Annotated in this window: 21 protein-coding genes, 1 tRNA gene, 1 pseudogene and 1 riboswitch; of the genes and pseudogenes, 7 read left to right on the top strand and 16 right to left on the bottom strand. The window is 72.1% G+C overall.

From position 1 onward, the window contains the following. Positions 1 to 65: 65 nt before the first annotated feature. The 3 genes from ACGFZP_RS04950 to ACGFZP_RS04940 form a co-directional block, all read right to left on the bottom strand. Positions 66 to 1,367 carry an Ig-like domain-containing protein gene (locus ACGFZP_RS04950; protein ID WP_392928649.1) on the bottom strand — a complete coding sequence of 434 codons (1,302 nt, stop codon included), beginning with the start codon at positions 1,365 to 1,367 and terminating at the stop codon, positions 66 to 68. 198 nt (positions 1,368 to 1,565) lie between these two features. Further along, positions 1,566 to 1,901 carry a hypothetical protein gene (locus ACGFZP_RS04945; RefSeq protein WP_392928647.1) on the bottom strand — a complete coding sequence of 112 codons (336 nt, stop codon included), beginning with the start codon at positions 1,899 to 1,901 and terminating at the stop codon, positions 1,566 to 1,568. Positions 1,902 to 2,361: 460 nt separating this feature from the next. After that, on the bottom strand, positions 2,362 to 3,762 hold the full coding sequence (locus ACGFZP_RS04940) for a cystathionine beta-synthase (protein WP_392928645.1): 1,401 nt from the start codon (positions 3,760 to 3,762) through the stop codon (positions 2,362 to 2,364). Positions 3,763 to 3,995: 233 nt separating this feature from the next. Between ACGFZP_RS04940 and ACGFZP_RS04935 the strand changes: the two genes are divergently transcribed. The 3 genes from ACGFZP_RS04935 to ACGFZP_RS04925 all read left to right on the top strand — a co-directional run bounded on the left by ACGFZP_RS04935 (position 3,996) and on the right by ACGFZP_RS04925 (position 7,653). Beyond that, positions 3,996 to 5,078 (top strand): SGNH/GDSL hydrolase family protein, encoded by a 1,083-nt coding sequence (locus ACGFZP_RS04935; protein WP_392928643.1) that lies wholly within the window; start codon positions 3,996 to 3,998, stop codon positions 5,076 to 5,078. Between the two features lie 109 nt (positions 5,079 to 5,187). Then, positions 5,188 to 6,408, top strand: a complete 1,221-nt coding sequence (locus ACGFZP_RS04930) for an acetyl-CoA C-acetyltransferase (protein ID WP_392928640.1) — start codon at positions 5,188 to 5,190, stop codon at positions 6,406 to 6,408. 291 nt (positions 6,409 to 6,699) lie between these two features. Next, a complete protein-coding gene (locus ACGFZP_RS04925) occupies positions 6,700 to 7,653 on the top strand; it encodes a hypothetical protein (RefSeq protein WP_392928637.1) in 954 nt (317 codons plus the stop codon). A 75-nt stretch (positions 7,654 to 7,728) separates the two neighbouring features. Here ACGFZP_RS04925 and ACGFZP_RS04920 read toward each other — a convergent pair whose 3' ends face one another. From ACGFZP_RS04920 to ACGFZP_RS04910, 3 genes are all read right to left on the bottom strand, one after another. Further along, positions 7,729 to 8,187 carry a hypothetical protein gene (locus ACGFZP_RS04920; protein WP_392928635.1) on the bottom strand — a complete coding sequence of 153 codons (459 nt, stop codon included), beginning with the start codon at positions 8,185 to 8,187 and terminating at the stop codon, positions 7,729 to 7,731. Positions 8,188 to 8,286: 99 nt separating this feature from the next. Next, positions 8,287 to 9,198, bottom strand: a complete 912-nt coding sequence (locus tag ACGFZP_RS04915) for a Bax inhibitor-1/YccA family protein (RefSeq protein ID WP_392928634.1) — start codon at positions 9,196 to 9,198, stop codon at positions 8,287 to 8,289. Between the two features lie 138 nt (positions 9,199 to 9,336). Continuing rightward, positions 9,337 to 9,421, bottom strand: a tRNA-Leu gene (locus ACGFZP_RS04910). 376 nt (positions 9,422 to 9,797) lie between these two features. Between ACGFZP_RS04910 and ACGFZP_RS04905 the strand changes: the two genes are divergently transcribed. Both ACGFZP_RS04905 and ACGFZP_RS04900 read left to right on the top strand, forming a co-directional pair. Beyond that, positions 9,798 to 10,571 (top strand): ABC transporter ATP-binding protein, encoded by a 774-nt coding sequence (locus tag ACGFZP_RS04905; RefSeq protein WP_387952117.1) that lies wholly within the window; start codon positions 9,798 to 9,800, stop codon positions 10,569 to 10,571. Between the two features lie 47 nt (positions 10,572 to 10,618). Continuing rightward, positions 10,619 to 13,177 (top strand): ABC transporter permease, encoded by a 2,559-nt coding sequence (locus ACGFZP_RS04900; protein WP_392928632.1) that lies wholly within the window; start codon positions 10,619 to 10,621, stop codon positions 13,175 to 13,177. 329 nt (positions 13,178 to 13,506) lie between these two features. Here ACGFZP_RS04900 and ACGFZP_RS04895 read toward each other — a convergent pair whose 3' ends face one another. The 7 genes from ACGFZP_RS04895 to ACGFZP_RS04865 form a co-directional block, all read right to left on the bottom strand. Further along, on the bottom strand, positions 13,507 to 14,880 hold the full coding sequence (locus ACGFZP_RS04895) for an NAD(P)/FAD-dependent oxidoreductase (protein ID WP_387952114.1): 1,374 nt from the start codon (positions 14,878 to 14,880) through the stop codon (positions 13,507 to 13,509). A gap of 503 nt (positions 14,881 to 15,383) precedes the next feature. Continuing rightward, on the bottom strand, positions 15,384 to 16,319 hold the full coding sequence (locus ACGFZP_RS04890) for an exopolyphosphatase (protein ID WP_392929649.1): 936 nt from the start codon (positions 16,317 to 16,319) through the stop codon (positions 15,384 to 15,386). A gap of 2 nt (positions 16,320 to 16,321) precedes the next feature. Beyond that, a complete protein-coding gene (locus ACGFZP_RS04885; RefSeq protein ID WP_392929646.1) occupies positions 16,322 to 16,990 on the bottom strand; it encodes a DUF501 domain-containing protein in 669 nt (222 codons plus the stop codon). Further along, positions 16,962 to 17,471 carry a septum formation initiator family protein gene (locus ACGFZP_RS04880; RefSeq protein WP_392928629.1) on the bottom strand — a complete coding sequence of 170 codons (510 nt, stop codon included), beginning with the start codon at positions 17,469 to 17,471 and terminating at the stop codon, positions 16,962 to 16,964. The genes ACGFZP_RS04885 and ACGFZP_RS04880 overlap by 29 nt, the downstream gene beginning before the upstream one ends. Before the next feature lie 144 nt (positions 17,472 to 17,615). Then, entirely contained in the window at positions 17,616 to 18,902 is a 1,287-nt protein-coding gene (gene eno / locus ACGFZP_RS04875; protein ID WP_387952110.1) for a phosphopyruvate hydratase, read from the bottom strand. A gap of 327 nt (positions 18,903 to 19,229) precedes the next feature. Beyond that, positions 19,230 to 20,138, bottom strand: coding sequence for a transglycosylase family protein (locus tag ACGFZP_RS04870; protein ID WP_392928627.1), 909 nt, complete (start codon positions 20,136 to 20,138; stop codon positions 19,230 to 19,232). Between the two features lie 5 nt (positions 20,139 to 20,143). After that, positions 20,144 to 20,315, bottom strand: a riboswitch (cyclic di-AMP (ydaO/yuaA leader). A gap of 210 nt (positions 20,316 to 20,525) precedes the next feature. Further along, complete coding sequence (locus ACGFZP_RS04865; RefSeq protein WP_392928625.1) at positions 20,526 to 22,076, bottom strand: cytochrome P450; 1,551 nt, start codon at positions 22,074 to 22,076, stop codon at positions 20,526 to 20,528. Positions 22,077 to 22,232: 156 nt separating this feature from the next. Here ACGFZP_RS04865 and ACGFZP_RS04860 point away from each other — a divergent pair, with 156 nt between their 5' ends. Beyond that, on the top strand, positions 22,233 to 22,667 hold the full coding sequence (locus ACGFZP_RS04860; protein ID WP_392928623.1) for an SDR family NAD(P)-dependent oxidoreductase: 435 nt from the start codon (positions 22,233 to 22,235) through the stop codon (positions 22,665 to 22,667). A 140-nt stretch (positions 22,668 to 22,807) separates the two neighbouring features. On the opposite strand, the gene ACGFZP_RS04855 is transcribed toward ACGFZP_RS04860, so the two are convergent. The 3 genes from ACGFZP_RS04855 to ACGFZP_RS04845 all read right to left on the bottom strand — a co-directional run bounded on the left by ACGFZP_RS04855 (position 22,808) and on the right by ACGFZP_RS04845 (position 25,382). Next, entirely contained in the window at positions 22,808 to 23,824 is a 1,017-nt protein-coding gene (locus ACGFZP_RS04855; RefSeq protein ID WP_392928622.1) for a MazG family protein, read from the bottom strand. A 307-nt stretch (positions 23,825 to 24,131) separates the two neighbouring features. Further along, the gene (locus tag ACGFZP_RS04850; RefSeq protein ID WP_392928619.1) at positions 24,132 to 24,734 is read right to left on the bottom strand and encodes a hypothetical protein; all 603 of its coding nucleotides are present in this window, start codon (positions 24,732 to 24,734) and stop codon (positions 24,132 to 24,134) included. 426 nt (positions 24,735 to 25,160) lie between these two features. After that, the gene (locus ACGFZP_RS04845; protein ID WP_392929694.1) at positions 25,161 to 25,382 is read right to left on the bottom strand and encodes a hypothetical protein; all 222 of its coding nucleotides are present in this window, start codon (positions 25,380 to 25,382) and stop codon (positions 25,161 to 25,163) included. Between ACGFZP_RS04845 and ACGFZP_RS04840 the strand changes: the two are divergent. Further along, positions 25,342 to 25,620: pseudogene (locus ACGFZP_RS04840) on the top strand (phosphatase PAP2 family protein); the annotation flags it as partial. The gene ACGFZP_RS04845 and the pseudogene ACGFZP_RS04840 overlap by 41 nt on opposite strands. Between the last annotated feature and the right edge of the window lie 66 nt (positions 25,621 to 25,686).

Below are 25,686 nucleotides of genomic sequence, written 5' to 3'. Positions count from 1 at the left end.
ACCAAAGCCCCGACACGGCGCGGGCCGACCCGGCAGGAGCCGGACCGGCCCGCGGGCCGCTCGGGTCAGATCGCGCTGCCGGCCGTCCAGGCGGCCCAGCCCAGGTTCCAGCCGTTCAGGCCGTTGGACGGCTCCACGGTCTTGTCGCCGGAGTTCACGACCTCGACCACGTCGCCGACCATCGAGCTCTTGTAGAACCGGTAGCCGTCGGTGCTCTGGTCCTGCCCGCCCTTGGCGTCCTTCAGGCCGATGCAGCCGTGGCTGGTGTTCTGGCTGCCGAAGATCGAGGACGGCGACCAGTAGTTGCCGTGGATGAAGGTGCCGGAGGTGGTCAGGCGCTGGGCGTGCGGCACGTCGGAGATGTCGTACTCGCTGCCGAGGCCGACGGTCTGCGAGTTCATCCGGGTCTGCTGGAACTGCTCGGAGATGACCATCTTGCCGCCCCAGGTGCGGTACTCGGGCGCGCCGCCGGAGATCGCGTAGACGGCGCTCACCTGGCCGTCGGTGGTGACGGTGAGCTTCTTGGTGGCGAGGTCGGCGACGCTGGTCTGGGCCCGGCCGATGGTGAAGCGGACGTCCTTCGACTGGGTGCCGTACACGCCCTTGGCGCCCTCGACGTCCTTGAGCCGGAGCTTGACGGTGACCTTGGTGCCCTTCGCCCAGTACTCCTGGGGACGGAAGTCGAGACGGGTGCTGGAGAACCAGTGCCCGACGATCTCGACGCCCGGCTCGGCTGTCACCGTGATCGCCTGCTGGACGGTCTTGCGGTCGGTGACCGGCTTGCTGAAGTTGATCGAGACCGGCATGCCGACGCCGACGGTGGAGCCGTCCTCGGGGGTGAAGTAGCCCACGAAGGTGTTGGCCGGGGTCGCCGTGGTGAAGGAGGTGTTGGAGTCCGCCTCCAGCTTGTCCTTGTCGGTGGCGGTGGCGGCGACCGTGTACTTGGTGCCGCTGGCCGGCGCGGCCGCGGAGGTCCAGCCGGTGCCGTCGGAGGAGAGCTGGCCCGCCAGGGCCTTTCCGGCGGCGTCGGTGACCTTGACCGAGCCCAGGGTGCCGTTGGCGACGGCGACCTTGACCGGGTCGCTGAAGCTGGCACCGGTGGCGCCGTCGGCGGGGGTGACGGTGATGACGGCGGCCGAGGTCTTCGGCGAGCTGCTCGCGGCGGTCGTCGGCCCGCCCGAACCGCCGGCGCCCGGGGTGCCCGCCGTTCCGCCGCCGCCTGCGCTGCCGCTGGACCCGGCCGAGCCGCTCTTGTCGTCGTTGCAGGCCGCCAGCAGCAGGACCGGCGCCCCGATCAGACCCGCCAGCACGCCGCGCCGGCTCCAGTTGCTCCCGGCCGACCGACCCTGCCCGTCCCGTGCAGTCACGTCACGCTCTCCCTGCTGATCATCCCGGGCATTACGGATAGAAGAACGCAATCCGACCCTTCACGGTTCCACCGCCAACGGGAAGCGATCGTATGAGACTACTCAACTTCCCGCCAAATATGGACAAAATGCCCGGCCTGCACAGGGCAGACCGGGCAGTCACACGATGTGACGGTGGGGGTCGCCCCCCGGGGATGGCTACTCGGCGGACTCCTCCACCGTGTACTCGTCCCACTCCCCCTCGGGGTCGAACTCGGTCTGCGCGGACTCCCAGGTCGCCGAGGCGAGCTCCACCCCGGGGACGTCGCCGAGCAGGGCGACCGGGTCGATGAAGTGGGCGAGGGAACCGGACGGGTCCACCTCGATGGCCTCGACGGACTGGGCGCGCTCGTCGTCGTCGAGGTACTCGTCGGCCGTCACCTGCTGCAGGGCGGCCGCCTTGAGCGCCTGCTCGTCGGTGATCTCTGCGATGAGCTCGATGCTGAGCCGGACGTAGCGCGGGGCGTCCTGGCCGGTCGTGTCAGTGCTGGTCATGCGTGCGAGGTTACGGGAAACGGACACCGGAAGGGCCGGCCCCTCCAGGGAGGGACCGGCCCGCCGCCTCCGCCGGACTCCCCCACCCGGGAACCGCGGAGACGCGCCAAGCGGCGCGGTGAACGCCCGTGGGAGCCGCCGCACCCTGTCGACCGGCCGAAGCCGGACAGGGGCGGGACGACGGCGCCTCCCACTGGCGGGCCCCTCCCGCTCCCGATGCCGGGGAGGGAGGGCGGGACACGGTCGGCCGGGTCAGGGCCGGCCAGTGTGTCCGGAGACGACCACGGTCGCCGGGGAGCCGCTCCCGGACGGTTGCCGTCGTCTCGCTCGGCTTCTTGCCGTGCACACAACGATGCCCGACCGTTGTTAACCACGTGCTGCGCGCAGGTGACGCCGGTGTACCACTTCAGCCGTGGACGAATCCTCAGCCGCACCAGGAGCGGTCAGGACTGACCAGGCGTCAGTGCGCGACCCGGCTGGCGAGGAACCCCAGCAGGTCCTGGCTGGTGACGATGCCCTGCGGCTTGCCCTCCACCAGCACCACCGCGGCGTCGGACTTCTCCAGCACGGCCATCAGGTTGGTGACCGTCTCACCCGAGCCGACCACCGGCAGCGGCTTGGACATCACCTTGTCCAGGGTGTCGGTCAGCTGGATCTCGTTCGAGAAGACGCCCTCCAGCAGCAGCTTCTCGACCACCGAGCCGATCACCTCGCCGGCCATGATGTCGGGGTGCCCGGCACCCGGGGAGACCACCGGCATCTGCGAGACGCCGTACTCGCGCAGCACCCGCACCGCCTCGGCGACGGTCTCGTTGGGGTGCATGTGGACGAACTGCGGGATGCCCTCGTGCTCGATGGCGTCCTTGCGGCCCAGCACCTCGCCGATGTGCGCCTCGTCCGTGGCCGAGGGCAGGAAGCCGTAGTCGGCCATCCAGTCGTCGTTGAAGATCTTGGACAGGTAGCCGCGGCCGCCGTCCGGCAGCAGCACGACGACCACGTCGTCCGGGCCGAGGTCCTTGGCGACCTCCAGCGCGGCCACCACGGCCATCCCGCAGGAGCCGCCGACCAGCAGGCCCTCCTCCTTGGCCAGGCGGCGGGTCATCTGGAACGAGTCCTTGTCGGAGACGGCGACGATCCCGTCCGCGACGGCGCGGTCGTAGGCGGTCGGCCAGAAGTCCTCACCGACGCCCTCGACCAGGTACGGCCGGCCGGTGCCGCCCGAGTAGACCGAGCCCTCCGGGTCGGCGCCGATCACCTTGACCTTGCCGCCGGAGACCTCCTTCAGGTAGTTGCCGGTGCCGGAGATGGTGCCGCCGGTGCCGACGCCCGCCACGAAGTGGGTGATCCGCCCCTCGGTCTGCTCCCACAGCTCCGGACCGGTGGAGTGGTAGTGCGAGGCCGGGTTGTCCGGGTTGGAGTACTGGTCCGGCTTCCAGGCGTTCGGGGTCTCCCGGACCAGCCGGTCGGAGACGTTGTAGTACGAGTCCGGGTGCTCCGGGGCGACGGCGGTCGGACAGACGACCACCTCGGCGCCGTACGCGCGCAGCGTGTTGATCTTGTCAGTGGACACCTTGTCCGGACAGACGAAGATGCACTTGTAGCCCTTCTGCTGGGCCACGATCGCCAGCCCGACACCCGTGTTGCCGGAGGTCGGCTCCACGATCGTGCCGCCGGGCTTGAGCGCGCCCGAGGCCTCCGCGGCCTCGATCATGCGCATCGCGATGCGGTCCTTGACCGAGCCGCCGGGGTTGAAGTACTCGACCTTGGCCAGCACGGTCGCGCTGATGCCCTCGGTGACCTTGTTCAGCTTGACCAGCGGCGTGTTGCCGACCAGGTCGATGATCGAGTTGTGGTACCGCACGGGGGTCCTCCCGGTCTGTGGGCATGCAAGTGCATTCGGTACTGCAAAGCCTAGGGCGTGCCACCGGCCCCAGCCCGCCCTTGCGTCACACCGCCCCCGGACCGGCCGCCGGGCGGCCGCCCCACGGATGGCCCACGCCCGCCGATAGCTTGCGGCCGGGGACGGGTAGGAGGGGGGTGCAGGCAACGGGAGCGCCCCGCAGGGGCGGCACGAGGACGTGGAGGGGGCACCGGATGTCAGGGACACAGGAGTCGCGGGCCCGGGTGGCCCGCCGGATCGCCACCGCGGCGGCGTACGGCGGCGGCGGGCTGGGCCTGCTGGGGGTGGGCCTGGTGGGCCTGCTGCTCACCGAGAGCAAGCTGGCCGTGCAGGCCATCGGCATCCTGGAGGGCGACCCTCCCAAGGCCGACGGCGTCTACGGCGAGGCCTTCGCGGACACCGGCACCGAGCCGCAGCCACCGCTGGTGCTCGCCTTCCTCGGCGACTCCACCGCCGCCGGCCTGGGGGTGCTGCGCGCCCGCGAGACCCCGGGCGCCCTGCTCGCCGCGGGCCTCGCCTCGGTGGCCGAGCGGCCGGTCCGGCTGATCAACGTGGCCCGCTCCGGCGGGCGCTCGGCGAACCTCTCCGGCCAGTTGGAGCTGGCCCTGCCGCACCGCCCCGACATCGCCGTGATCATGATCGGCGCCAACGACGTCACCCGGCACAGCCCGGCCCAGCTCGCCGTCCGCCAGCTCGGCGAGGCGGTCGCGGCGCTGCGCGCCAACGGCTGCGAGGTGGTGGTCGGCACCTGCCCGGACCTCGGGACGATCAAGCCGGTCCACCCGCCGCTGCGCTGGGTGGCCCGGCGCCTGAGCCGCCAGCTGGCCGCCGCCCAGACCATCGCCGTGGTGGAGGCGGGCGGCCGGACGGTCTCGCTCGGCTCGCTGCTCGGGCCGGAGTTCGCGGCCCGCCCGGAGATGTTCGCCGCCGACCGCTACCACCCCTCGGCGCAGGGCTACGCGACCGCCGCGATGGCCGTCCTGCCCTCGCTCTGCGCGGCGCTCGGCCTGTGGCCGGAGGAGGACCGCCCGAGCGGCCCGGTGCCCGGCGACACGGTGCTGCCGGTGGCGGTGGCCGCCGCGGCCGCGGCCGACCGGGCCGGCACCGAGGTGGCCGCCGTCGGAGCCGAGGGTGCGGCCCGGCGCTGGGCGCTGCTGCGCCACCGGCTGCGGGTCGGCCTGCCCGGCTCCCTGGCGGCCGAGGCGACCGTCGCCCGCCCGCCGGAAACGGACGGGAACACGTCGGCGAGCTCACACGCCGGGGCGGGTGACGCCTGACCTACCAGGCGGTAACTTTCCTCCCGGGCGTCCGACCGTCCCGCCCGGCCGCCCGTCGGCCCGGGACGGGGCGCCCCCAGCCCGAAGGTCACTCAGCGAGGAGCACGCCATGCCCGAAGCCGTCATCGTCAGCGCCGCCCGTTCGCCGATCGGCCGGGCGTTCAAGGGTTCGCTCAAGGACGTCCGCCCGGACGACCTGACCGCGCACATCATCGGCGCCGCGCTGGCCAAGGTGCCCCAGCTCGACCCGCGCGACATCGACGACCTGATGCTGGGCTGCGGCCTGCCCGGCGGCGAGCAGGGCCACAACCTGGCCCGCATCGTGGCCGTCCAGATGGGCATGGACTACCTGCCCGGCGCCACCATCACCCGGTACTGCTCGTCCTCGCTGCAGACCACCCGGATGGCACTGCACGCGATCAAGGCGGGCGAGGGCGACGTCTTCATCTCGGCCGGTGTGGAGACCGTCTCGCGCAGCATCAACGGCACCTCGGACGGCATGCCGGGCACCATGAACCCGCTCTTCGACACGGCCCAGGCCCGGACCGCCAAGCGGGCCGAGGTGGGCGGCGGCGAGTGGCACGACCCGCGCGAGGACGGCCTCGTCCCGGACGCCTACATCGCGATGGGCCAGACCGCCGAGAACCTGGCCGCGCTCAAGGGCATCACCCGGGCCGAGCAGGACGAGTTCGGCGTGCGCTCGCAGAACCTCGCCGAGGCCGCCATCAAGGCCGGCTTCTGGGAGCGCGAGATCACCCCGGTCACGCTGCCGGACGGCACCGTGGTCAGCACCGACGACGGCCCGCGCGCGGGCGTCACCGTGGAGGGCGTCTCCGGCCTGAAGCCGGTGTTCCGCCCCGACGGCACCGTGACCGCCGGTAACTGCTGCCCGCTGAACGACGGCGCCGCCGCGCTGGTCATCATGTCCGACACCAAGGCCCGCGAGCTGGGCATCACCCCGCTCGCCCGGGTCGTCTCCACCGGTGTCAGCGGCCTCTCCCCCGAGATCATGGGCTACGGCCCGGTCGAGGCCTCCAAGCAGGCGCTGCGCCGCGCCGGGCTGAGCATCGGCGACATCGACCTGGTCGAGATCAACGAGGCCTTCGCCGCCCAGGTCATCCCGTCCTACCGGGACCTCGGCATCGACCTCGACCGGCTGAACGTCAACGGCGGTGCGATCGCGGTCGGCCACCCCTTCGGCATGACCGGCGCCCGGATCACCACCACCCTGATCAACTCCCTGCAGTGGCACGACAAGCAGTTCGGCCTGGAGACCATGTGCGTCGGCGGCGGCCAGGGCATGGCGATGGTCATCGAGCGGCTCAGCTGACCCTCCCGCGTCAAGCCCGCGCGGTCCAGACCACCCGTTTGGAGTGACGCAGAGTAATTGAGGGCTGGATCACACCGCGAGGTCGATCCGGCCCTCTTTCCTTTCGAAAACGGCCCGGAAATCGACAGTGCGGAGCGGATCAACTCCGCAGCGTAGAACGGTGTTACCTAACAATTTGGGGACAAGTGCGAAAGTCACGGACAAATTAGACATTCGCCACTGCGGTAACACCCCCGCATGCGGCAGTGTGGAGAGGTAACCCCGTTCCACTCCTCCCTAGGAGTACGTTCCGTGAGCGCCGTCTACACCATCCTGCTGCTGATCCTGATCACCGTGTCGACCACCGTGCTGTTCCACGTCCGGGGGCTCTCCCGCCGGCTGGACGCGCAGGCCCCGGCCGAGCCCGCACCCGTCGACGAGGCCGCGATACGCCGGGCCGTGACCGAGGCCCTCGCCGCCGACCGCGAGCGCGAGATCACCGAGGCCCGTGCGTTCTGGGCCGAGCAGGAGGCCCGCGCGGCCGAGGACGCGCCGCTGTTCGACTCCCCCTTCGCGAGCGTGCTCGGCAGCACCGAGGAGTGGCCGCTCTTCTTCCCCCGGCCGACCGGCCCGCAGGACGCCGTCGACAACTCCGGCACCATGGACCCGGAGTTCGGCGAGGCGCTGCGCTCCGCGCTGGAGGACCTGATCAACGAGGGCGGCACCGGCCCGGTCGACCCGGGAGCGGGCCCCGAGGGCGGCGCCCCGCTGCGCCCCGGGCACCCGGCGGGCGCGCCCGCCGCCGAGACCGGCGGTGACGCCCGGGCCCGGCGCGAGGCGGACCTGCTGGCCACCGGTCTGGAGGCCGGGCTGCTGGACACCGAGTCGGCCGTCGAGGAGGCCCCGGTGGCCGCCCCCGACCCGCGCCGCCACCCCTCGCACCCCGACTTCGTGCCCAGCCAGGCGCCGTCCCGCGAGTGGACCGACACCCGGCTGGCCACGCTCGCCGAGGAGTGCGTCGCCCTGACCGACGTCCGCCCCGGCCCGCTCGGCACCCTGGACGTCTACGCCTTCGCCGACGGCACCACGCTCTGCGTGGCCCCGGGCGACCGCGAGGCCGCCTACCGGCTGATCGACGCCGTCCGGGCCGGCGAGGACGTCCGACTGCTCGGCGGCTCGCGGTTCTCCGGCTCGTACTCGCTGACCTTCTCCACCGACGAGGACGCCGTGTACGTGCTCGCCGACCGGGTGGTCGCGAGCATCTGACACCTCACCAGGAGGCCGGCCGGATCGGGGGGTTACCGATCCGGGCGGCCTTTCGCCTGTCCGGGCCCGCGCCGCTCAGGCGCAGAGGCCGGCGGTGGCGGCCACCTCGGCCAGGGCCCCGGCCAGCACCGCCGCACCGTCGACCCCCGCACCGTCGCCCCCCGCACCGTCGCCCCCCGTGCCGTCGACCCCCGTGCCGTCGGCCGTGGTGCCGTTGAAGGCGGCCGGTCCGTCCGCCGGTCCGGGCAGCAGCACCCGGGCACCCTCCGGCAGGACCGCCAGCGCGGCCGCCAGATCGTGCCCGGCCACCGCGAGCTGGTCGCCGACCGCGAACGCCCCGGCGTCCGGGAAGTCCCGCACCGGCAGCCCCTCCACCGCCTGCGCCGCCCCGGCCAGCCACCTGGCCAGCGCCAGCGCGGCCGCCGCCCGCGAGGCGTGGCCGGGCACCGCGCCCAGCAGTCGGCTCTGCGGCATGGAGCGGAAACGATCCGCCAGGGAGTCGACGGCTTCCACGAGGGGCGTTGCTTCGGGCATGCGGCGAGCCTAACGAACGCCGCCGGGCCCCGGAGCGGGAGGCTCCGGGGCCCGGCGGGCCGTGCACAGTGCGGTGGGGCTACGAGGGCCGGACAGGGCCTAGTCGTCGCCGCGCAGGCTCGCGATCAGCCGCAGCATCTCGATGTAGATCCAGACCAGCGACAGGGTCAGCCCGAAGGCGGCCCGCCAGGCCTCCTTCTGCGGGGCGCCCTGGGCGATCGCCCGCTCGATCTCGCTGAAGTCCAGCGAGAGGTAGAAGGCGCCGATGGCGATACCGACCAGCCCGACCACGACGCCCAGCGGGCCCTGCCAGAGGTTCAGGCCGGAGCCGAACACCCCCGCGAGCACGTTGACCAGCATCAGGATCGCGAAGCCCATGCCGATCGCGATGCCGATCCGCTGGTAGCGGGCGGTCACCCGGATCCGGCCGGACTTGTAGGCGAGCAGCATCGCGGCGAAGACCGCCGCGGTGCCCAGCACCGCCTGGATCGCGATGCCCTCCCAGATGGTGTTGAGGAAGTGCGTCATCGCCCCGAGCGCGAAGCCCTGCAGACCCGCGTACACGAGGATCAGCGCCGGGCTGACGTTCGGCTTGAACGTGATGAACAGGCCGACCACAAGGGCGATCAACGAGGCGCCGGTCGCGTAGCCGTAGTTCTCGGTCGGCAGCACGAACCAGGCGACCGCGCCGGCGGCGACCAGGGTGAGCAGCGTCATGGCGGTACGCGCGACCACGTCGTCGAGCGTCATCCGACCCGTCGCCAGCGGACCGGCCGACGGCGCCTGGTACATCTCGACGAGCTGCTCGTCGGTCAGCGGGCCCTGTCCCTGCGGCTGCTGGCCGTACGGGCTGCCCGCGTACGGGTTGTTGCCGTACGGGTTGCCCTGCCCACCGGGCTGGTTCGCGTACGGGCTCCCGGCCGGCGGGGCCTGCGTGGTGCCGAAACCCGCGTAGCCGGGCTCGCGGGTGAAGGATCCCTCCCGCGAGAAGACCGGGTTGCTGCTTCTCATTGCTCATTCCCTCCGTGGCGGCACTGGCGCCGCCCGAAGCACAAGGGTAATGGCTTGGCAAAAAAATAGGGATACGCCGCGAGGAGGATCTACCGGGGGGCGCTCGGCGGGGACGCCCGGCGGCGCCCCCGCTTCGAGTGGTGCCCGGAGCCGGACTCGAACCGGCACGGCCTCACGGCCAAGCAGTTTTAAGCTGCCCGTGTCTGCGTTCCACCATCCGGGCGCGCTGCGGACCGGCACCGCCGCCGGCCGGAGGTAAGCCGCTCCGGGGCGGGCCACCCCTGAGCCTAGTCGCCCGCCTCCCCCTTTCGCATGTTCCCGGCCAGGGAAGTTGTCATGTTTCCTTGCCATCTGACGAACAGTCCGTGATTTGGCCACCGGAAGCGTGGGTTCCGGCCAACGGCCCCCGCTCAGGGTCCGTGTCATACCGGAGGATGAGGCCTTCATCAGGGCGTACGCCCAGCGGCGGTCCCGCCAACCGTCCCGCGGAGCGACGAACAACCATGATCACGTAGCGGAGTATGGGGATACCGCCGGAACCCCCGGGGATCCGGCCGTCCAGCCCCTCTCCCCCAGTCCGCTACACAAGGAGCACCCCCGTGACCACGTCGACCGCAACCGCCGTCCGCACCGGCCGGGCGGCCGCCCGCGCCACCGGCCTCAACAAGGTCTACGGGGAGGGGGAGACCCGCGTCGTCGCCCTGGACAACGTCAGCGTGACCTTCCCGCAGGGCGAGTTCACCGCCATCATGGGCCCCTCCGGCTCCGGCAAGTCCACCCTCATGCACTGCATGGCCGGCCTGGACACCGTCACCTCCGGCTCCTCCACCATCGGCGACACCGAGCTGGTCGGCCTCAAGGACAAGCAGCTCACCCAGCTGCGCCGCGACCACATCGGCTTCATCTTCCAGGCCTTCAACCTGCTCCCCACGCTGACCGCGCTGGAGAACATCACCCTCCCCATGGACATCGCCGGCCGCAAGGCCGACAAGCCCTGGCTCGACCGCGTCGTCGACACCGTCGGCCTCTCCGGCCGCCTTTCCCACCGCCCCAGCCAGCTCTCCGGCGGCCAGCAGCAGCGCGTCGCCTGCGCCCGCGCCCTCGCCGGAAAGCCCGACATCATCTTCGCCGACGAACCGACCGGCAACCTCGACTCCCGCTCCGGCGCCGAGATCCTCTCCTTCCTGCGCAACTCCGTACGCGAACTCGGCCAGACCGTCGTCATGGTCACCCACGACCCCGTCGCCGCCGCCTACGCGGACCGCGTCGTCTTCCTCGCCGACGGCCGCATCGTCGACGAGCTCACCAACCCCACCGCCGACACCGTCCTGGACCGCATGCGCCGCTTCGACGCCAAGGGCCGGACGAGCTGACGCTCCGCCGGTAGCAGCCCGTCCCTCCTCGAAACCCAGGACACCCCATGTACCGCACCGCACTGCGCAATGTGCTGGCCCACAAGGGCCGACTCCTGATGACGGCTCTGGCCGTCATGCTGGGCACCGCCTTCGTGGCGGGCACCATGGTCTTCTCCGACACCTTCGGCAAGGCCATGGAGGACAGCAACTCCAAGAGCTACTCCGACGTGTCGGTGCAGATCGTGGACCGGGCCGCCGGCTCCGGCGCGAGTGCCCGGGACAAGAGCGAGAAGAGCCAGGCCACCCTGACCGACGCGACCGTCCAGCAGCTCGCCGCGCTGCCCGGCGCCGCCGGCGCCCGCGGCGTGGTCAGCGGCTTCACCGGCGTCGCCGACCGCAGCGGCAACCTGATCGGCCAGGCCTGGACCTCCAAGGGCGCCAACTTCGCCCCCGGCCCGGACGGCAGGGACGCGCGCTACCCGATAGCCGAGGGCCAGGGCCCGAAGACGGCCAAGGAGATCGCACTCGACCGCAAGACCGCCGACAAGGGCGGCTACAAGGTCGGCGACACCGTCCGCGTCGCCTCCAACGGCCCGGTCGTCGAGGCCCGGCTGACCGGCATCTTCACCACCGACGACCCGGTGGTCAACACCGGCGGCACGCTGACCCTGTTCGACCGCGGCACCGCCCAGCAGCTGCTGCTGGAGCCCGGCCGCTACAGCAGCATCGTGCTCACCGCCAAGCCCGGCACCACCGAGGACGCCCTGCTCGCCCAGGCCCAGCAGAAGCTCCCGACCGGCCAGCAGATCCACGTCGAGACCGGTCAGCAGCTCAAGGACGAAGACCAGAAGATGATCGCCCAGGGCACCGACGGCATGCGCACCATGCTGCTCGCGTTCGCCGGGATCTCGCTCTTCGTCGGCATCTTCATCATCGCCAACACCTTCACCATGCTGGTCGCCCAGCGCACCAAGGAGCTCGCGCTGCTGCGGGCGATCGGTGCCAGCCGCAAGCAGGTCACCGCGTCCGTGCTGATCGAGGCCCTGGCGATCGGGACGGGCTCCGCCGTGGCCGGCCTGGTGGCCGGCGTCGGCATCGGCGCCGGGATGCAGTCCCTGATCGGCGCACTGGGCACCGACATGCCCTCCGGCTCGCTGGTGATCAAGCCGCTCACCGTCGTGGTCACCCTGGTGGTCGGCGTCCTGGTGACGGTGCTCTCCGCCCTGCTGCCCGCCCTGCGCGCCGCCCGGATCGCCCCGGTGGCCGCGATGAGCAGCGGCGACCAGCCGAGCAGCCAGAAGAGCCTGGTGGTCCGCAACGCGATCGGCTCGGTCGGCGCGGCCGGCGGCGTCGCCCTGATCGCCTTCGGCGCCTCCACCGGCAACGGGGACGGCCGGATGCCGGTCGCCCTCGGCGCCTTCCTGACCCTGGTCAGCGTCTTCGTCCTGCTGCCGCTGCTCTCCCGGCCGGTGATCGCCCTGCTCGGCCCGGTGCTCGCCAAGCTGGCCGGCACCCCGGGCACGCTCGCCCGGCGCAACGCGGTGCGCAACCCGCGCCGCACCGCCTCCACCGCCGCCGCGCTCACCATCGGCCTGACCCTGGTCTCCGGCCTCACGGTGATCGGCGCCTCGGTCGGCGGCGCGCTCGACAAGGCCGTCACCAGCTCGATGAACGCCGACTACCTGGTCTCGGCCGCCAACGGGATGAGCCTCTCGGCGAAGGTCCCGGCCGAGATCGCCAAGGCCCCGGGGGTGGCGGCCTCCTCGCCGCTCACCACCGTCTACTGGGACCTGAACGGCACCCAGAAGTCGATCACCGGCCTGAACACCGACAGCTTCGACAAGCTCGTCGCGGTCAAGCTGACCAGCGGCTCCACCGCCGGGCTCGCCAAGGGCCAGATCCTGGTCGACGCGGACTACGCCAAGAAGAACACGCTCAGCCCCGGGTCCACCATGACCGTCACCTACTCGGACGACAGCACCGGGCAGGTCACCGTCGGCGGTGTCTACGAGGCGAGCGCGATGCTCGGCCCGGTCATGATGGCCAACTCGGAGATCGCCAAGCACGAGCCCGAGCCGTACATCAGCGACGTCCTGGTCAAGGGTGCCGACGGCGCCTCCGGCTCGCTGAAGCAGGCCCTCAAGGACGCCACCGGCGCCAACCCGGTCATCGAGGTCAAGTCCAAGCAGGACGTCCGGGACGACTTCAGCCAGATCATCACCTTCGCCCTGAACATGATGTACGGCCTGCTGGCGATGTCGGTGATCGTCGCGATCCTCGGTGTGGTCAACACGCTGGCGATGTCGGTCTTCGAGCGCAAGCGCGAGATCGGGATGCTGCGGGCGATCGGCCTGGACCGCGGCGGCATCAAGCGGATGGTCCGTCTGGAGTCCGTGGTGATCTCGGTCTTCGGCGCCGGCGTCGGCCTGCTGCTCGGCTGCTTCATCGCCTGGGCGATCAACGGCACCCTGAAGTCCAGCATGACCGGTCTGACCACCGTGCTGCCCTTCGGCCAGCTGCTGCTCTTCCTCGCCCTGGCCGGTCTGGTCGGCCTGGTGGCCGCGATCTGGCCCGCCCGCCGGGCCTCCAAGCTGGACATCCTGGAGAGCATCAAGACCGACTGACCCATCCGGGCCGCCCCACCGCCCGGACCGCCCGGACCGCCACCCAGGCGGTCCGGGCGGTGGTCCGTTCCACGGGCCCGCACCACCGGACCGCTCGCGCGATCCGCTCGCACGATCCGGCCGCACGGACCGCTCGAACGGTCCACTCGCACGGTCCGCACAAACGGGAAGTCCCCCACCGGAGGGTTCGGTGGGGGACTTCCCGTACTTCTGTACTCCGCCCGGTCGCACGGCCGGCTGAGCACCACGGAGGTCGTGGTCCGGCGACGCTGCCGGGCGGAGGGCCTCCGACTCATTTCCCGGTGCTCCCACACCGGGATCTCAGTCGCTTACTTGCTGGTGGCGAGTTCCTTGTCGGCGGCCGGCTTGGCGGCCTCGACGGGCTTCGGCGCGGGCGCCGCAGCCTCCTGGAACGCCTCGAACGGCTTCTCCATCTGGGCCAGGCCGACGGCCTCGCGCTTCAGGAACACGGCCAGGGTCCAGTCGGTGAACACGCGGACCTTGCGGTTCATGGTCGGGACCATGGCGCCGTGGTACAGGCGGTGGAACCACCAGGCCGGACGGCCCTTCAGCTTGTACTTGCCGAAGAGGATCGCCACACCCTTGTGCAGACCGAGACCGGCAACCGCACCCAGGTTCTTGTGCTTGTACTCCTGCTGCGGGAAGCCGCGCATGCCGGAGATCACGTTGTCGCCGAGGACGGCGGCCTGACGGACGGCGTGCTGCGCGTTCGGCGGGCACCAGGCGCCCTCACCGGCGGCGAGGTCCGGGACCTGCGCGTTGTCACCGGCGGACCAGACGTAGTCGAAGCCCTGGACCTGCAGGGTCGGCGCGGTGTCGACGTGGCCGCGCGGGCCCAGCGGCAGGCCGAAGTTGGCCAGCACCGGGTTCGGCTTCACGCCCGCCGTCCACACGATGGTGGAGGCGTCCGCCTCGACGCCGTTCTTCAGCACGACGTGCTGGTCGACGCAGGAGTCCATCGAGGTCTCGATGTAGATCTCGATGTTGCGCTCTTCGAGCTTCTCCTTGGTCCACAGACCGAGGTCCGGGCCCATCTCCGGGAGGATGCGGTTGGCCGCCTCCACCAGGATGAAGCGCATGTCGTCGCGGCTGACGGTCCGGTAGATCTTGGCGGCGTCGCGCGCCATGTCCTCGATCTCGGCGATCGTCTCGACGCCGGCGAAGCCGCCGCCGACGACGACGAAGGTCAGCGCCTTGCGGCGGACCGCCTCGTCGGTGGTGGACTCGGCCTTGTCCAGCTGCGCCATGACGTGGTTGCGGAGGCTGATGGCCTCTTCAACCGTCTTCATGCCGATGCCGTGCTCCGCCAGACCCGGGATCGGGAAGGTGCGGGAGACCGAGCCGGTCGCGACGACCAGGTACTCGAAGGGCAGCTCGTACGAGTCGCCTGCCGCCGGCTGGATCGTGGCGACCTTGCGGGCGTGGTCCACACCGGTGACAGCACCGGTGAGCACCTCCGCCTTCTTCAGGGCGCTGCGCAGCGGGGCGACGAGGTTGCGAGGCGCGACGTTGCCGCCGGCCGCCTCGGGGAGGAAGGGCAGGTACGTCATGTACGACCGCGGGTCGACGACCGTGACGGTCGCCTCCCCGTAGCGCATCTTCTTGAGGATGCGCATCGCGGCATACAGGCCGACGTAACCACCGCCGACAATGAGGATGCGAGGACGCTCCGTGGTGCTCATATCCGAAAGTATCCAGCACCGCCCGGAGCAGCCTTCGTGAGCCCGGTCACAAGCTCCTGGACACCCTGTGCTACACTTCGCGGCCCCTTTTCAGGGTGCCGGGTGCCGGACCTCCGACCGAAGGGGCGTCCGGCGGGCACCCGGGCGGGAATGACCCGGCTGAGCAGCAACGATCCGTACCAGGCCTGGGTTCCCGCATGTGATTTCGATTTTCAAACCTGCAGGGGGGTGCCACCTGCGATCCAGCGGTCGGCGCGCCGAGCAGGCCTTCGGTCCCACATTTCGGACGTAGCGGACCATCGGGTGCAACGAATGGCCCGATCGCCATGTGAAGAAATTCACGAACTTTCCCGCGGAGCCCCGGGCGCGGCGCGGCCCCGGGCCCCTGAACGGGGCTCCGGGGCCGAAAACGTAAGGCCCGCACACGGTCTGGAGACCGTACCGGCCGCACTCCGCCGTACCGGCCGGGAGGCCCCCGGGGGGCGGCCCGGCCGGTCCGCTGCTCAGGAGGCGATGCTCCAGGCGATGCCGTCGAGGATGTCGTGCTCGCTGACCACCAGCTCGGCGGCGCCCGTCCGCTCCATGATCTCCAGCAGCTCCAGCGCACCGGCCGCGATCACGTCCACCCGGCCCGGGTGCATCGACGGGATGGCCGCCCGCTGGGCGTGGGTGGAGCCGAGCAGGTCGGCGGCGATCGCGGCCACCCGCTCCCGGCTGATCCGCGAGTGGTGGATCGCCTCGCTGTCGTACGCGGGCAGGTCCTGGGCGATCGCGGAGACCGTGGTGACCGTCCCGGCGAGACCCACCAGGGTGGCCGCACCGGTCAGCGGGACGGCCTGCTCGGCCTTGTCCAGCTCGGCCCGGACGTGCGCCCGGGCCTCCTCGACCTGCTCCGGCGTCGGCAGCTCGGCGCCGCCGAAGTGGCGCTCGGTCAGCCGGACGCAGCCGATGTCCACCGAGCGGGCCGCCTGGACGTCCTGCGCCCCGAGTACGAACTCGGTGGAGCCGCCGCCGAGGTCGAAGACGAGATAGGGCGCCGGGAACTGACCGCCGGTGAGCTCCTTGGTCGCCCCGACGAAGGAGAGGTGCGCCTCCTCCTCGCCGCTGACCACCTCGGGGCGGACACCGAGGACGTCGTGCACGCCCTGGGCGTACTCCTCGCTGTTCTCGGCGTCCCGGGAGGCGCTGGTGGCGACGAAGCGGATCCGGTCCGGGCCGACCCCGTGGGCGGCGATCACCTCGGCGTACTCACGGCAGGCCGCGAAGGTGCGGGCCAGCGCGTCCGGGTGCAGCCGACCGGTCCGGTCCACGCCCTGGCCGAGCCGGTTGATGACCATCCGGCGGTCGAGGTCGGTGATCTCCCCGGTCTCCGGGTCCAGGTCGGCGACCAGCAGCCGGATCGAGTTGGTGCCGCAGTCGATCGCGGCGACCCGGGTCATGCTCATTCGCCGGCCTCCTCGGCGCCCTCGGCCGCGGCGGCCTTCTTTGCCGCGCGCTCGGCGGCCTTCTGCTGCTTGGCCGCGATGACCGCCTCGTGGTCCTGCGCCTTGGCGCGGTTGCGCGCCACCCGCTCACCGGCGGCCTCGACCTCGGCGGCGGAGACACACGGGCCCTTGGCCCACCAGTCCTCCAGCATGCCGATCGCCTCGTCGCCGAGCGGGTTGACGCCCTCGCCGGCCGCCAGCGAGTGGCCGACCAGCACGTGCAGGCACTTCACCCGGTCCGGCATGCCGCCGGCGCTCGGGAAGCCCTCCAGCACCTCGATGGCGTCGCGCCGGGCGATGTAGTCCTCGTGCGCCTTCTGGTAGGCGGCGGCCAGCTCCGGGTCCTCGGCGAGCCGGGCGGTCTGCTCCTTCATCACGCCGTCCGCCTCCAGGGTGCCGATCAGCGAGGCGGCCTTGGGGCAGGTCAGGTAGTACAGGGTCGGGAACGGCGTACCGTCCGCGAGCCGGGGGGCCGTCTCCACGACGTCCGGGTTGCCGCAGGGGCAGCGGTGCGCCACCCCGCGCAGGCCGCGCGGGACACGGCCGAGCTGCGCGGCGATGGCCGCGACGTCGGTGTCGGAGACGTTGGGGTGGTTCTCAGTGGTCATGGGGGGAGCTGTCTCCAGCGGAGGCGGGGGCGGGGACTGTTGGGGCGGGCGGGGCGAGGGCGGCGGTATCGGCGGCATCCACCGAGTCCCAGACGCTCGCGTACCAGGGCTTGGCGGCCTTCACCGGCCCGGTCGAGCCGGACGGACCGGACGAACCGGGTGCGGAGGGGTTGGCGGGGGGCGGTCCGGCTGGCGCGGAGGAGCCGACGGCACCCTGGCCGGCCGGGGGCACCGAGATGTACGGGGTCTCCCCCGGCATCGCGTAGTGCAGCCGGGCGCGGGCCTGCGCCTTGACGTACTCCGGGTCCTGCCAGCGGGCCTTGTCCCGGCGCAGCTGCTCGACCTGCTGCCTGGCGTGCTCGGCCTTCGCCCGCTGGGCGGAGATCTCGGAACGCTGGGAGATGAACTGCCGCGTCGGATAGGCCAGGATCGCCACCAGCGAGCAGAGCACCAGGACGAGGACGGTCGCCCGGCTCGTGAAGCGAGGCCGGGCCGCCAAGCCCGGGATCCTCCAGCCTGCCATCTCCCGTATCCCCTCCTGGTCGCGACGGTGCCCCGCCGCCCACCCTACGGGGTGAACGGCGGGGCACCGGTCAGGCGTGCGCTACCGGACGGGCTCGGCCCCCGGGCTCGGCCGTCGTGCTCAGCCCTCGTGCTTGAACCGCGGGAAGGCGCCGCGGCCGGCGTACTCGGCGGCGTCGTCGAGGATCTCCTCGATGCGCAGCAGCTGGTTGTACTTGGCGACGCGCTCGGAGCGGGCCGGGGCGCCGGTCTTGATCTGACCGCAGTTGGTCGCGACGGCCAGGTCGGCGATGGTGACGTCCTCGGTCTCGCCGGAGCGGTGCGACATCATGCAGCGGTAGCCGTTGCGCTGGGCCAGCTCGACGGCGTCCAGGGTCTCGGTCAGCGAGCCGATCTGGTTCACCTTCACCAGCAGCGCGTTGGCGGTGCCGGTCTCGATGCCCTTGGCCAGGCGGGCCGGGTTGGTGACGAACAGGTCGTCGCCGACCAGCTGGACCTTGTCGCCCAGCTTGACGGTCATGGCCTTCCAGCCGTCCCAGTCCGACTCGTCCAGCGGGTCCTCGATGGAGACCAGCGGGTACGCGGCGACCAGCTCGGCGTAGTACTCGATGAGCTCGGCGGCGGAGATCGCCTTGCCCTCGAACTGGTAGGCGCCGTCCTTGTAGAACTCGGAGGCGGCGACGTCCAGGGCCAGCGCGATGTCCTTGCCGGGCACGTAGCCGGCCTTCTTGATGGCCTCGGTGATGAGGTCCAGGGCCTCGCGGTTGCTGTCCAGGTTCGGCGCGAAGCCGCCCTCGTCGCCGAGGCCGGTGGACAGGCCGCGCTCCTTCAGCACGCCCTTGAGCGTGTGGTAGACCTCGACGCCCCAGCGGACGGCCTCGGAGAAGGACTCCGCGCCGATCGGAGCGATCATGAACTCCTGGATGTCGACGTTGGAGTCCGCGTGCGAGCCGCCGTTGAGGATGTTCATCATCGGGACGGGCAGGACGTGCGCGTTCGGGCCGCCCAGGTAGCGGAACAGCGGCAGGTCGCTGGCCTCGGAGGCGGCGTGCGCGACGGCCAGCGAGACGCCCAGGATGGCGTTGGCGCCGAGCGAGGACTTGTCCGGGGTGGCGTCCAGGTCGAGCATGGCCTGGTCGATCAGGCGCTGCTCGGTGGCGTCGTAGCCCACCAGCTCCGGGCCGATCTGCTCGATGACGGCCAGGACGGCCTTCTCCACGCCCTTGCCGAAGTAGCGGTTCTTGTCACCGTCGCGAAGCTCCAGGGCCTCGAAGGCCCCGGTGGAGGCACCCGACGGGACAGCGGCACGGCCGGTGCTGCCGTCGTCGAGGCCGACCTCGACCTCGACCGTGGGGTTGCCACGCGAGTCGAGAATCTCACGGGCTACGACGACATCGATGGACGGCACGAGGCATCTCCTAGCGGAAGCAGGGGTCCCGCTGACGGTGGTGATGTCGGCGGGACGATTGCGGAGTCGTTACGAACCAGAGCCTAACCGCACGGGCTCCCAGGGCCACGTCGGCCTCGGTCCCGTCTCAGCGTGTGGCCTGGCTACCCACCGGTAGTTCACCTGGTTGACCGATGGGATGTACCCAGAGGCGGACGAAGGGGGCCGAACCGGCCCCCTTCGTGACACCGCGTCGGTGGTCGCGGCTGCGGAGCTCGCGGGGTGCCGCGCTCCTGGCTGCCGTGGGCGCCGTGGTTGCGGCGGGTGCGGGCGGCCGGGGTGCGGCGGTCAGCCGAGGGTGAGCACCTGGCCGGGGACGATCAGGTCCGGGTCGCCGCCGACGGTGCCCCGGTTGCCGTCGTACAGCGCCTGCCAGCCGCCGGAGAGGTTCTGGCCGGCGGCGATGGTGGACAGCGTGTCGCCGGACTGGACGGTGTAGCCGTGACCGCTCCTCGGCGCGGCGGCCTGGGCGGCGGGAGCAGCCGGAGCGGCCGGGGCGGCGGCCGGGCGGGTGTCCTGGCTCGCGCCCTGGTACCCGGCCTGGCCGGCGTACTGCTGGTAGACGCTCTGGTGGCTGGTCCAGTACCAGGCGCCGTTGTTCTGGTACCAGAACACCTTGGCGTCGGCGTCCCAGCCGGACTGGCCGGAGAAGCCGGGGGTCTGGGTGTACTGCTGCACGGGCTGCTGCGCGGCGGGCTTCTGGGCCGCCGGCTTCTGGACCGGCTTGGGGGCCACCGGCTGCTGGGCGGCGGGCTTCTGAGCCGGCTTCGGGGCGGCGGGCTTGGCGTCCGTCGAGGTGTCGACGGAGGCCGGCGCGCCGCCCTTGCTCAGCCCGGCCTTCTGCGAGCAGACGGGCCAGGCGCCCGGGCCCTGCGAGGCGAGGACCTTCTCGGCCACGGAGATCTGCTGGGCCTTGCTGGCCTGGTTGGCCTGCGGGGCGTAGGAGCCGCCGCCGTACGCCTTCCAGGTGCTCGGGGTGAACTGCAGACCGCCGTAGAAGCCGTTGCCGGTGTTGATGCTCCAGTTGCCACCGCTCTCGCACTGTGCGACCGCGTCCCAGGTGGAGACGGGGGCCGCCGAGGCGCCGGTGGCGGAGAGGAGCGGCAGTGCGAGTCCGACGCCTGCCACGCCTGCGACGGCGATGGCCTTCTCGGTCTGGGTGCGACGACGGTGACGGCCGGTTCCAACGAACAGCATGAAGGTGTCCCTCTCCGCACGCCTGCGAGGTGAGCTGTCGGGTTCGGACCGGGAGGTGGCCCGGCCGCGTCGCGCGGAAGGCTGTCAGCCCGCGCGGGCGGCTTCACCCCAAGCCGTGGGGAACGGCACTAAACCTGGGTCCCCCGCCCCTGCCCAAGGGTCTGGTCGGTTTCCCGTGAAGCGGCGGGCAGGATTCGGCGTTCCGCACACGAGGTCCGCAGCTGCGAACTTCAGGGAGAGTAGACAGATCCTCACATCAATCACAAGCTCATATCGCCGGTATCACATAGAAATTACGGCGCGTGGCCGATCGCCTACCAACGGAGCAGATATGTCCGGATTGATGGCGGTTCAGATCGGCCATACCGGGGTAGCGGCGACGTCCCGTCAGCGCGTCGAGGTCTCGGAGGGGTCGCCGGACGGGTCCTCCGGCGGGCCCTCGGACTGCACGTCAGCCGATGTGCCGACCGGGATCTCCGGCGTGAATTCCACCGGCAGTTCGCGAAGCCCGCGCATGATCAGACCGCCCCGCCAGCGCAGGTTCTCCGGAGTCTCGGCGAGCCTCAGATCGGGCAGCCGGGTGAACAGGGTGGACAGCGCGGCGCGGCCCTCCAGCCGGGCCAGCGGAGCGCCGATGCAGTAGTGGATGCCATGGCCGAAACCGAGGTGCGGGTTGTCGGCGCGGGCCAGGTCGAGGGTGTTCTCGGCGGCGAACCGCGCCGGGTCCCGGTCCGCCGCCGCGAGCACCACCAGCACCGGGTCGCCGACCGGGATCTCCACCCCGCCGATGGTCAGCGGACTGGTCGCGAACCGCCAGGTCGCCAGCTCCACCGGCCCGTCGTAGCGCAGGAGTTCCTCGATGCCGGTGTCCAGCAGGCCGGTCTCGCCGCGGGCGATCGACCCCTGGAGCAGTGCCCGCTGGTCCGGGTTGCGGAACAGCGCGTACATGCCATTACCGATGAGGTTGATGGTCGTCTCGAAGCCGGCGAACAAGAGTACGAAGCACATCGCCGCGGCCTCGTTCTCGGTCAGGTGCTCACCGTGGTCGCTGGCGCGGATCAGGCCGGAGATCAGGTCGTCGCCGAGGTCCGCCCGCTTGCGGTGGATCAGGTCCGCCAGGTACGCCCGCATCCGCTTGACCGCGCGCGCCACGCCGCCGCGCGGGCCTCCGCCGTGGCGGATCATCATCCCGGCCCAGTCCCGGAAGTCGTCCTGGTCCTCGGGCGGCACACCGAGCAGGTCGCAGATCGCGTAGATCGGCAGCGGGAAGGCGAACTCGTGGATCAGATCCGCCGAGCCGCGCTGCGCGAAGCCGTCGATCAGCCGGTCGGTGAGCTGCTGCACCCGGGGCTCGAACGCGGCGATCCGGCGCGGCGTGAACGCCTTCGACACCAGGCGGCGCAGCCGGGTGTGGTCCGGCGGGTCGATGTTCAGCAGGTGGGTCATCAGGTCGGCCTGGCGTTCGCCCGGGATGCCGACCCGTCCGGTGCGGTGCGCCTGCCCGCTGTGGTGGGCGGGGTTCTTGGAGAGCCTGCTGTCGGCGAGCGCCTGCCTGGCGTCGGTGTACCTGGTCACCAGCCAGGCGTCCACCCCGCTCGGCAGGGTGGTGCGGTGTACCGGCGCGTGCTCGCGCAGCCAGGCGTACGCCGGGTAGGGGTCGGCGGCGAACTCCCACGTGAAGAGTGGGGGGCGGGGGGTTTCGGCGGGGGGTCCGGGGGTGTCGGCCTCGGGAGTGGAGGCTGCGGAGGTCGGGGCCTCCGGCGCGGGGGTCTCGGAGGTGGGGGTCTCCGAGGCGGGGGTCTCCGAGGCGGGGTAGGCGGCGACCGGGCAGGTGGGGGCCGGGGAGGCAGGGGCCGGGGAGGCAGGGGTCGACGGGCTCGGCTGGGCCTGGCTCGGTCGGCCCCCGCTCGGCTGGTCGGAATCGGGCTGAACTGGCATGCGACGACCGTATCCGGTGGATGATCGTCGACCGTGAGGCGTGAGCCTGGTCACCTGAGGGGTAATCCCTGTTGCGGAGGGTCAGGACCTGCCTACGATCCTCCGACGGAAATCGTGGGCGCCGGTGCGGAGTCGCCCACCAGGGAGGAGCCCAGCATGCGGGTAACCGGGGCGGTCGTAATCATCGCCGTACTGGAAGGCGGGTCGGGTGCCGACCTCGCCCGCCGCTTCACCGCCGCCGGCGCCGCCGGGGCACTCATCGCCGACCAGCGGGTCGGCATCGCGGAGGACCTCGCCGCGGAGCTCGATCGGCCGGGCTGCCCGGTCGTCGGCGTGTCCGCCGACATCCGGCGCCCGAGCGACGTCGCGGCCCTGGTCGACACCGCCGAGAAGCACCTCGGCCCGATCGACCTGTTCTGCGTGGCCGGGCCCGACGGCGAGCGGATCATCTCGCTCGCCGAGCTGCCCGCCCACCTCGACCTGGAGCGCCTCGTCGAGCTGGTCGCCCTGGTCGGCGAGGCGATCGGAGAGGTCATCGGCCAGGTCGTGCCGCGGCAGCGCCGGTCGGTCGAGGACCGGGCCGCCGTCTAGGACCTGTCCGTGTCCGGTACGCCGTGAGGGCGCGGCCCGAGGTGTTTCCTCGGGCCGCGCCCTCACGGCGTGTCGTCACTGTGTGCCCTCACCGCGTGTCCTCACGGCGTGTCCTCAGGACGTGTCTCCAGGACGTGTCCTCAGGGCTTGAGGCCCTCGGCCGCCCGGACCGCGTCCCGGTAGCCGCGGGCGGCTGCGCGCAGTGCGGCGTCCACGTCCACATCGGCGTCGTGCGCCCGCTGCGCCACCGCGAGCAGCAGCCTGCCCGCCGACTCCGCGGTGAGCGCGGCAGGCAGCACGTACTCCTCGTCCGGTACGCCCGTGAAGCCTGACCGGCGTACCCGCGAGACCAGCTTCGCCGCGTACGCCAGCGACGGGAGCCCGGCCGGGACCCCGTCCAGCACCGACTCGCGATCCGACTTCTCGGCGGCCTTCAGCTGCTCCCAGTTCGCCTCCACCTCGGCGGCGCCCTCCGCCTCGACGTCGCCGAACACGTGCGGGTGGCGGTACATCAGCTTCTCCACGATGTCGCCGGCCACGTCGTCAACGGAGAAGGGGTCGGTGGGGTGCTCCTCGGCGATCCGGGCGTGGAAGAAGACCTGGAGCAGGACGTCCCCCAGCTCCTCGCGAAGGGTGTCGCGATCCCCCTCCTCGATCGCCTCGACCAGCTCGTAGGCCTCCTCGACCAGGTACTTCACCAGGCTGCCGTGGGTCTGCTCGGCGTCCCAGGGGCAGCCGCCGGGCGAGCGCAGCCGGTCCATGACGGAGGCCAGGTCGAGCAGCCGCGCGCCGGGCAGGTCGTACGAACCGGGCAGCACCTCGATCTCCGGCACCTCGCCCGCGTGCTCGACCGCGAGGCGCGCGAGTGCGTCGGTGAGCCCGGGGTCGCCGTCCGGACTGCCCAGCCAGACCACGGGACCGGCCTCCGGGGACCCTCCGGTCAACAGCCGGGCGAGGGCCGGCGCGGAACCGGGCGCCACGACCTCCACCTCGACCCCGGCCTGCCGCACCGCCGCCAGCTGGGGGTGCTCGGCGTCCCCCGCCAGCACCCGGCCGGCCGTACGCAACGCCTCCCAGGCGGGCCACGCCAGCAGCCCGGGAGCCACCCGGTGGGTGGTGGTGAGCAGGATCAACTTCGCGCCCGGAAGATTCGTCACGCTCCGAACCTACCCGGCCGGGGCGGCGCCCTGCGCGGGGGTTTCGGCGGTCCTGCCGCGCGCGGCAGGCTGCGGTGGGGGCGAGGCGGGTGGGGGGTGGCGCGGCAGTACGGGCAGTGGCGACAGTGCCGGGCGGCGGCGACGGCAGTGGGCGGGCGGCTGAGCTCAAAATATGTAGACCGGTCTACCGACTTTGTCCTCTGTAGACCGGTCTGCTGATTCCAGCATCTATAGACCGGTCTACAGATTCTTCCCGCCTTCTCAGATTCTGTAGACCAGTCGAGATATTTTCTCGCCCGGGCGGTGGTCAGCCCTGCGGAGTCAGCCAGGGCGGGTTGTCCGGGAGCAAGGCGACGTGCTCCGGGTCCCAGATGCCGTAGCGGGGGTTGACGCGCAGATGCAGGGCGATGGCCGCGTCGGCCAGGGCCCGGCGGACGACCGCGTCACCCGCCAGGGTGGTGGCGTCCTGGCCGGCCTCCGCGGCAAGGCGGCGGAGGCCCAGCTGTCGGCGGTAGTAGGCGTTGATCGCCCCCTCCGGCACGCCTTCCCCGGCCAGCACGCGGCCGAGCTGTCCGGCGCCGCCGAACCTCTCCTGCTCCGCCGCCCGGGCGGCCGCGACCTCGGCGCCGGTGACGGTCAGCCGCCGGTCGGACAGTGCGCGCGCCACCACCGCGTCGAGCACCAGGTCCGTCACGGCCTGCCGCGCCGGCGCATCCGCCCGCTCGCGGGCGTCCGTCGAGGCTCCGCCCGTCCCGTCCCGCAGCTGCGCCACCCTGGCCTCGACCGCCCCGATCGAGATCCGCCGACCGTCCAGCACCGCCGCCGTTCCGGCGGTCAGTCCGCCTCCCCCGCACGCGGTCAAGGCCGAGGCGGCGAGCAGGACGCCGACGACGGCGGTCCGACGGTGCATGACTGGTCTCCCGGGTGACGGCGGCCCCCGGCCGGGCGCTCACCCGAGAGTAGGGCGGCCGGGCACCCGACGCGCGGACCGTGGCCCGAACGGGTCATCCGCGGCGGCGGCACACGGCGGCCGTCCGGGTGACCGTCTGGGTGACCGCCCGGGTGGCCGTCAACCCTGACGATCGTCCAGGTCCCGGCCTGTCTTTCGGGTCGGGTCGCCGCGCCCGCCCGCTCCTACGGTCCTGACCATGACGAACAGGGGCAGGACAACAGACAGACGGCGGCAGGGCGGCCTCGGCGTCGGCGCGCGGTCGGCGGTGGCGGTGGCGCTGCTCGGGGCGGGTACCGGGGTGGTCGGGTGGCTGGCCCCCGCACGACCACCCGACGGTGCCGAGGATGCCCCGGCGCGGGTGCTCGGCGGGGTGTCCGCCGAGGGCTACCGGCGGGTGGTCGAGGGCGTATCCGACGCGCCGCACTGGTTGGGCTCGCTGTTGGAGCCCGCCACCGAGGCCGGACTGCTGGTGCTGGGCCTCCTGCTGGCACTCTGCTGGTGGACCGCCCGGGGCCGGCGCTCGGTCCGCCTGGTCGCGGGCGCCCTGCTGGCCGGTCTCGGCACGGTGCTCGCGTACGGGGCGAGCGAGGTGCTGAAGCTCGTCATCGACGAGGAACGCCCCTGCCGCGCGCTGTCCGGTGTCCTCGCCGCCGCCGAGTGCCCGCCACCCGGCGACTGGTCGTTCCCCAGCAACCACGCCACCCTCGCCGCGGCCCTGGCCACCGGCCTGGTCCTGCTGCGGCCGCGCTGGGCGCTGCTGGTCCTCCCGGTGGGCGGCGCCACGGCCGCCCTGCGGGTGGCAGCGGGGGTGCACTACCCGCACGACGTGCTGGCCGGGGCCGTGCTCGGCGCCACCGTCACGGCGGCCGTGCTCATCGCCTTGCTCCCACTGGGCGCCGGGCTGGTGGGG

Source organism: Kitasatospora sp. NPDC048239 (genome assembly GCF_043202015.1).
GTDB lineage: Bacteria > Actinomycetota > Actinomycetes > Streptomycetales > Streptomycetaceae > Kitasatospora.
The sequence above is the reverse complement of the archived record's forward strand: the minus strand, read 5'-3'. Positions and strand labels throughout refer to the sequence as shown.

Coding starts and splice junctions, on each gene's coding strand:
- ACGFZP_RS04935 (WP_392928643.1), top strand. CDS start 3,996: ATGTCAGGGACACAGGAGTCGCGGGCCCGGGTGGCCCGCCGGATCGCC.
- ACGFZP_RS04870 (WP_392928627.1), bottom strand. CDS start 20,138: ATGCTGTTCGTTGGAACCGGCCGTCACCGTCGTCGCACCCAGACCGAG.
- ACGFZP_RS04945 (WP_392928647.1), bottom strand. CDS start 1,901: ATGACCAGCACTGACACGACCGGCCAGGACGCCCCGCGCTACGTCCGG.
- ACGFZP_RS04915 (WP_392928634.1), bottom strand. CDS start 9,198: ATGAGAAGCAGCAACCCGGTCTTCTCGCGGGAGGGATCCTTCACCCGC.
- ACGFZP_RS04930 (WP_392928640.1), top strand. CDS start 5,188: ATGCCCGAAGCCGTCATCGTCAGCGCCGCCCGTTCGCCGATCGGCCGG.
- ACGFZP_RS04920 (WP_392928635.1), bottom strand. CDS start 8,187: ATGCCCGAAGCAACGCCCCTCGTGGAAGCCGTCGACTCCCTGGCGGAT.
- ACGFZP_RS04900 (WP_392928632.1), top strand. CDS start 10,619: ATGTACCGCACCGCACTGCGCAATGTGCTGGCCCACAAGGGCCGACTC.
- ACGFZP_RS04850 (WP_392928619.1), bottom strand. CDS start 24,734: ATGCACCGTCGGACCGCCGTCGTCGGCGTCCTGCTCGCCGCCTCGGCC.
- ACGFZP_RS04860 (WP_392928623.1), top strand. CDS start 22,233: ATGCGGGTAACCGGGGCGGTCGTAATCATCGCCGTACTGGAAGGCGGG.
- ACGFZP_RS04890 (WP_392929649.1), bottom strand. CDS start 16,319: ATGACCCGGGTCGCCGCGATCGACTGCGGCACCAACTCGATCCGGCTG.
- ACGFZP_RS04865 (WP_392928625.1), bottom strand. CDS start 22,076: ATGCCAGTTCAGCCCGATTCCGACCAGCCGAGCGGGGGCCGACCGAGC.
- ACGFZP_RS04845 (WP_392929694.1), bottom strand. CDS start 25,382: ATGACGAGCTTCAGCACCTCGCTCGCCCCGTACGCGAGCACCGTGCCG.
- ACGFZP_RS04895 (WP_387952114.1), bottom strand. CDS start 14,880: ATGAGCACCACGGAGCGTCCTCGCATCCTCATTGTCGGCGGTGGTTAC.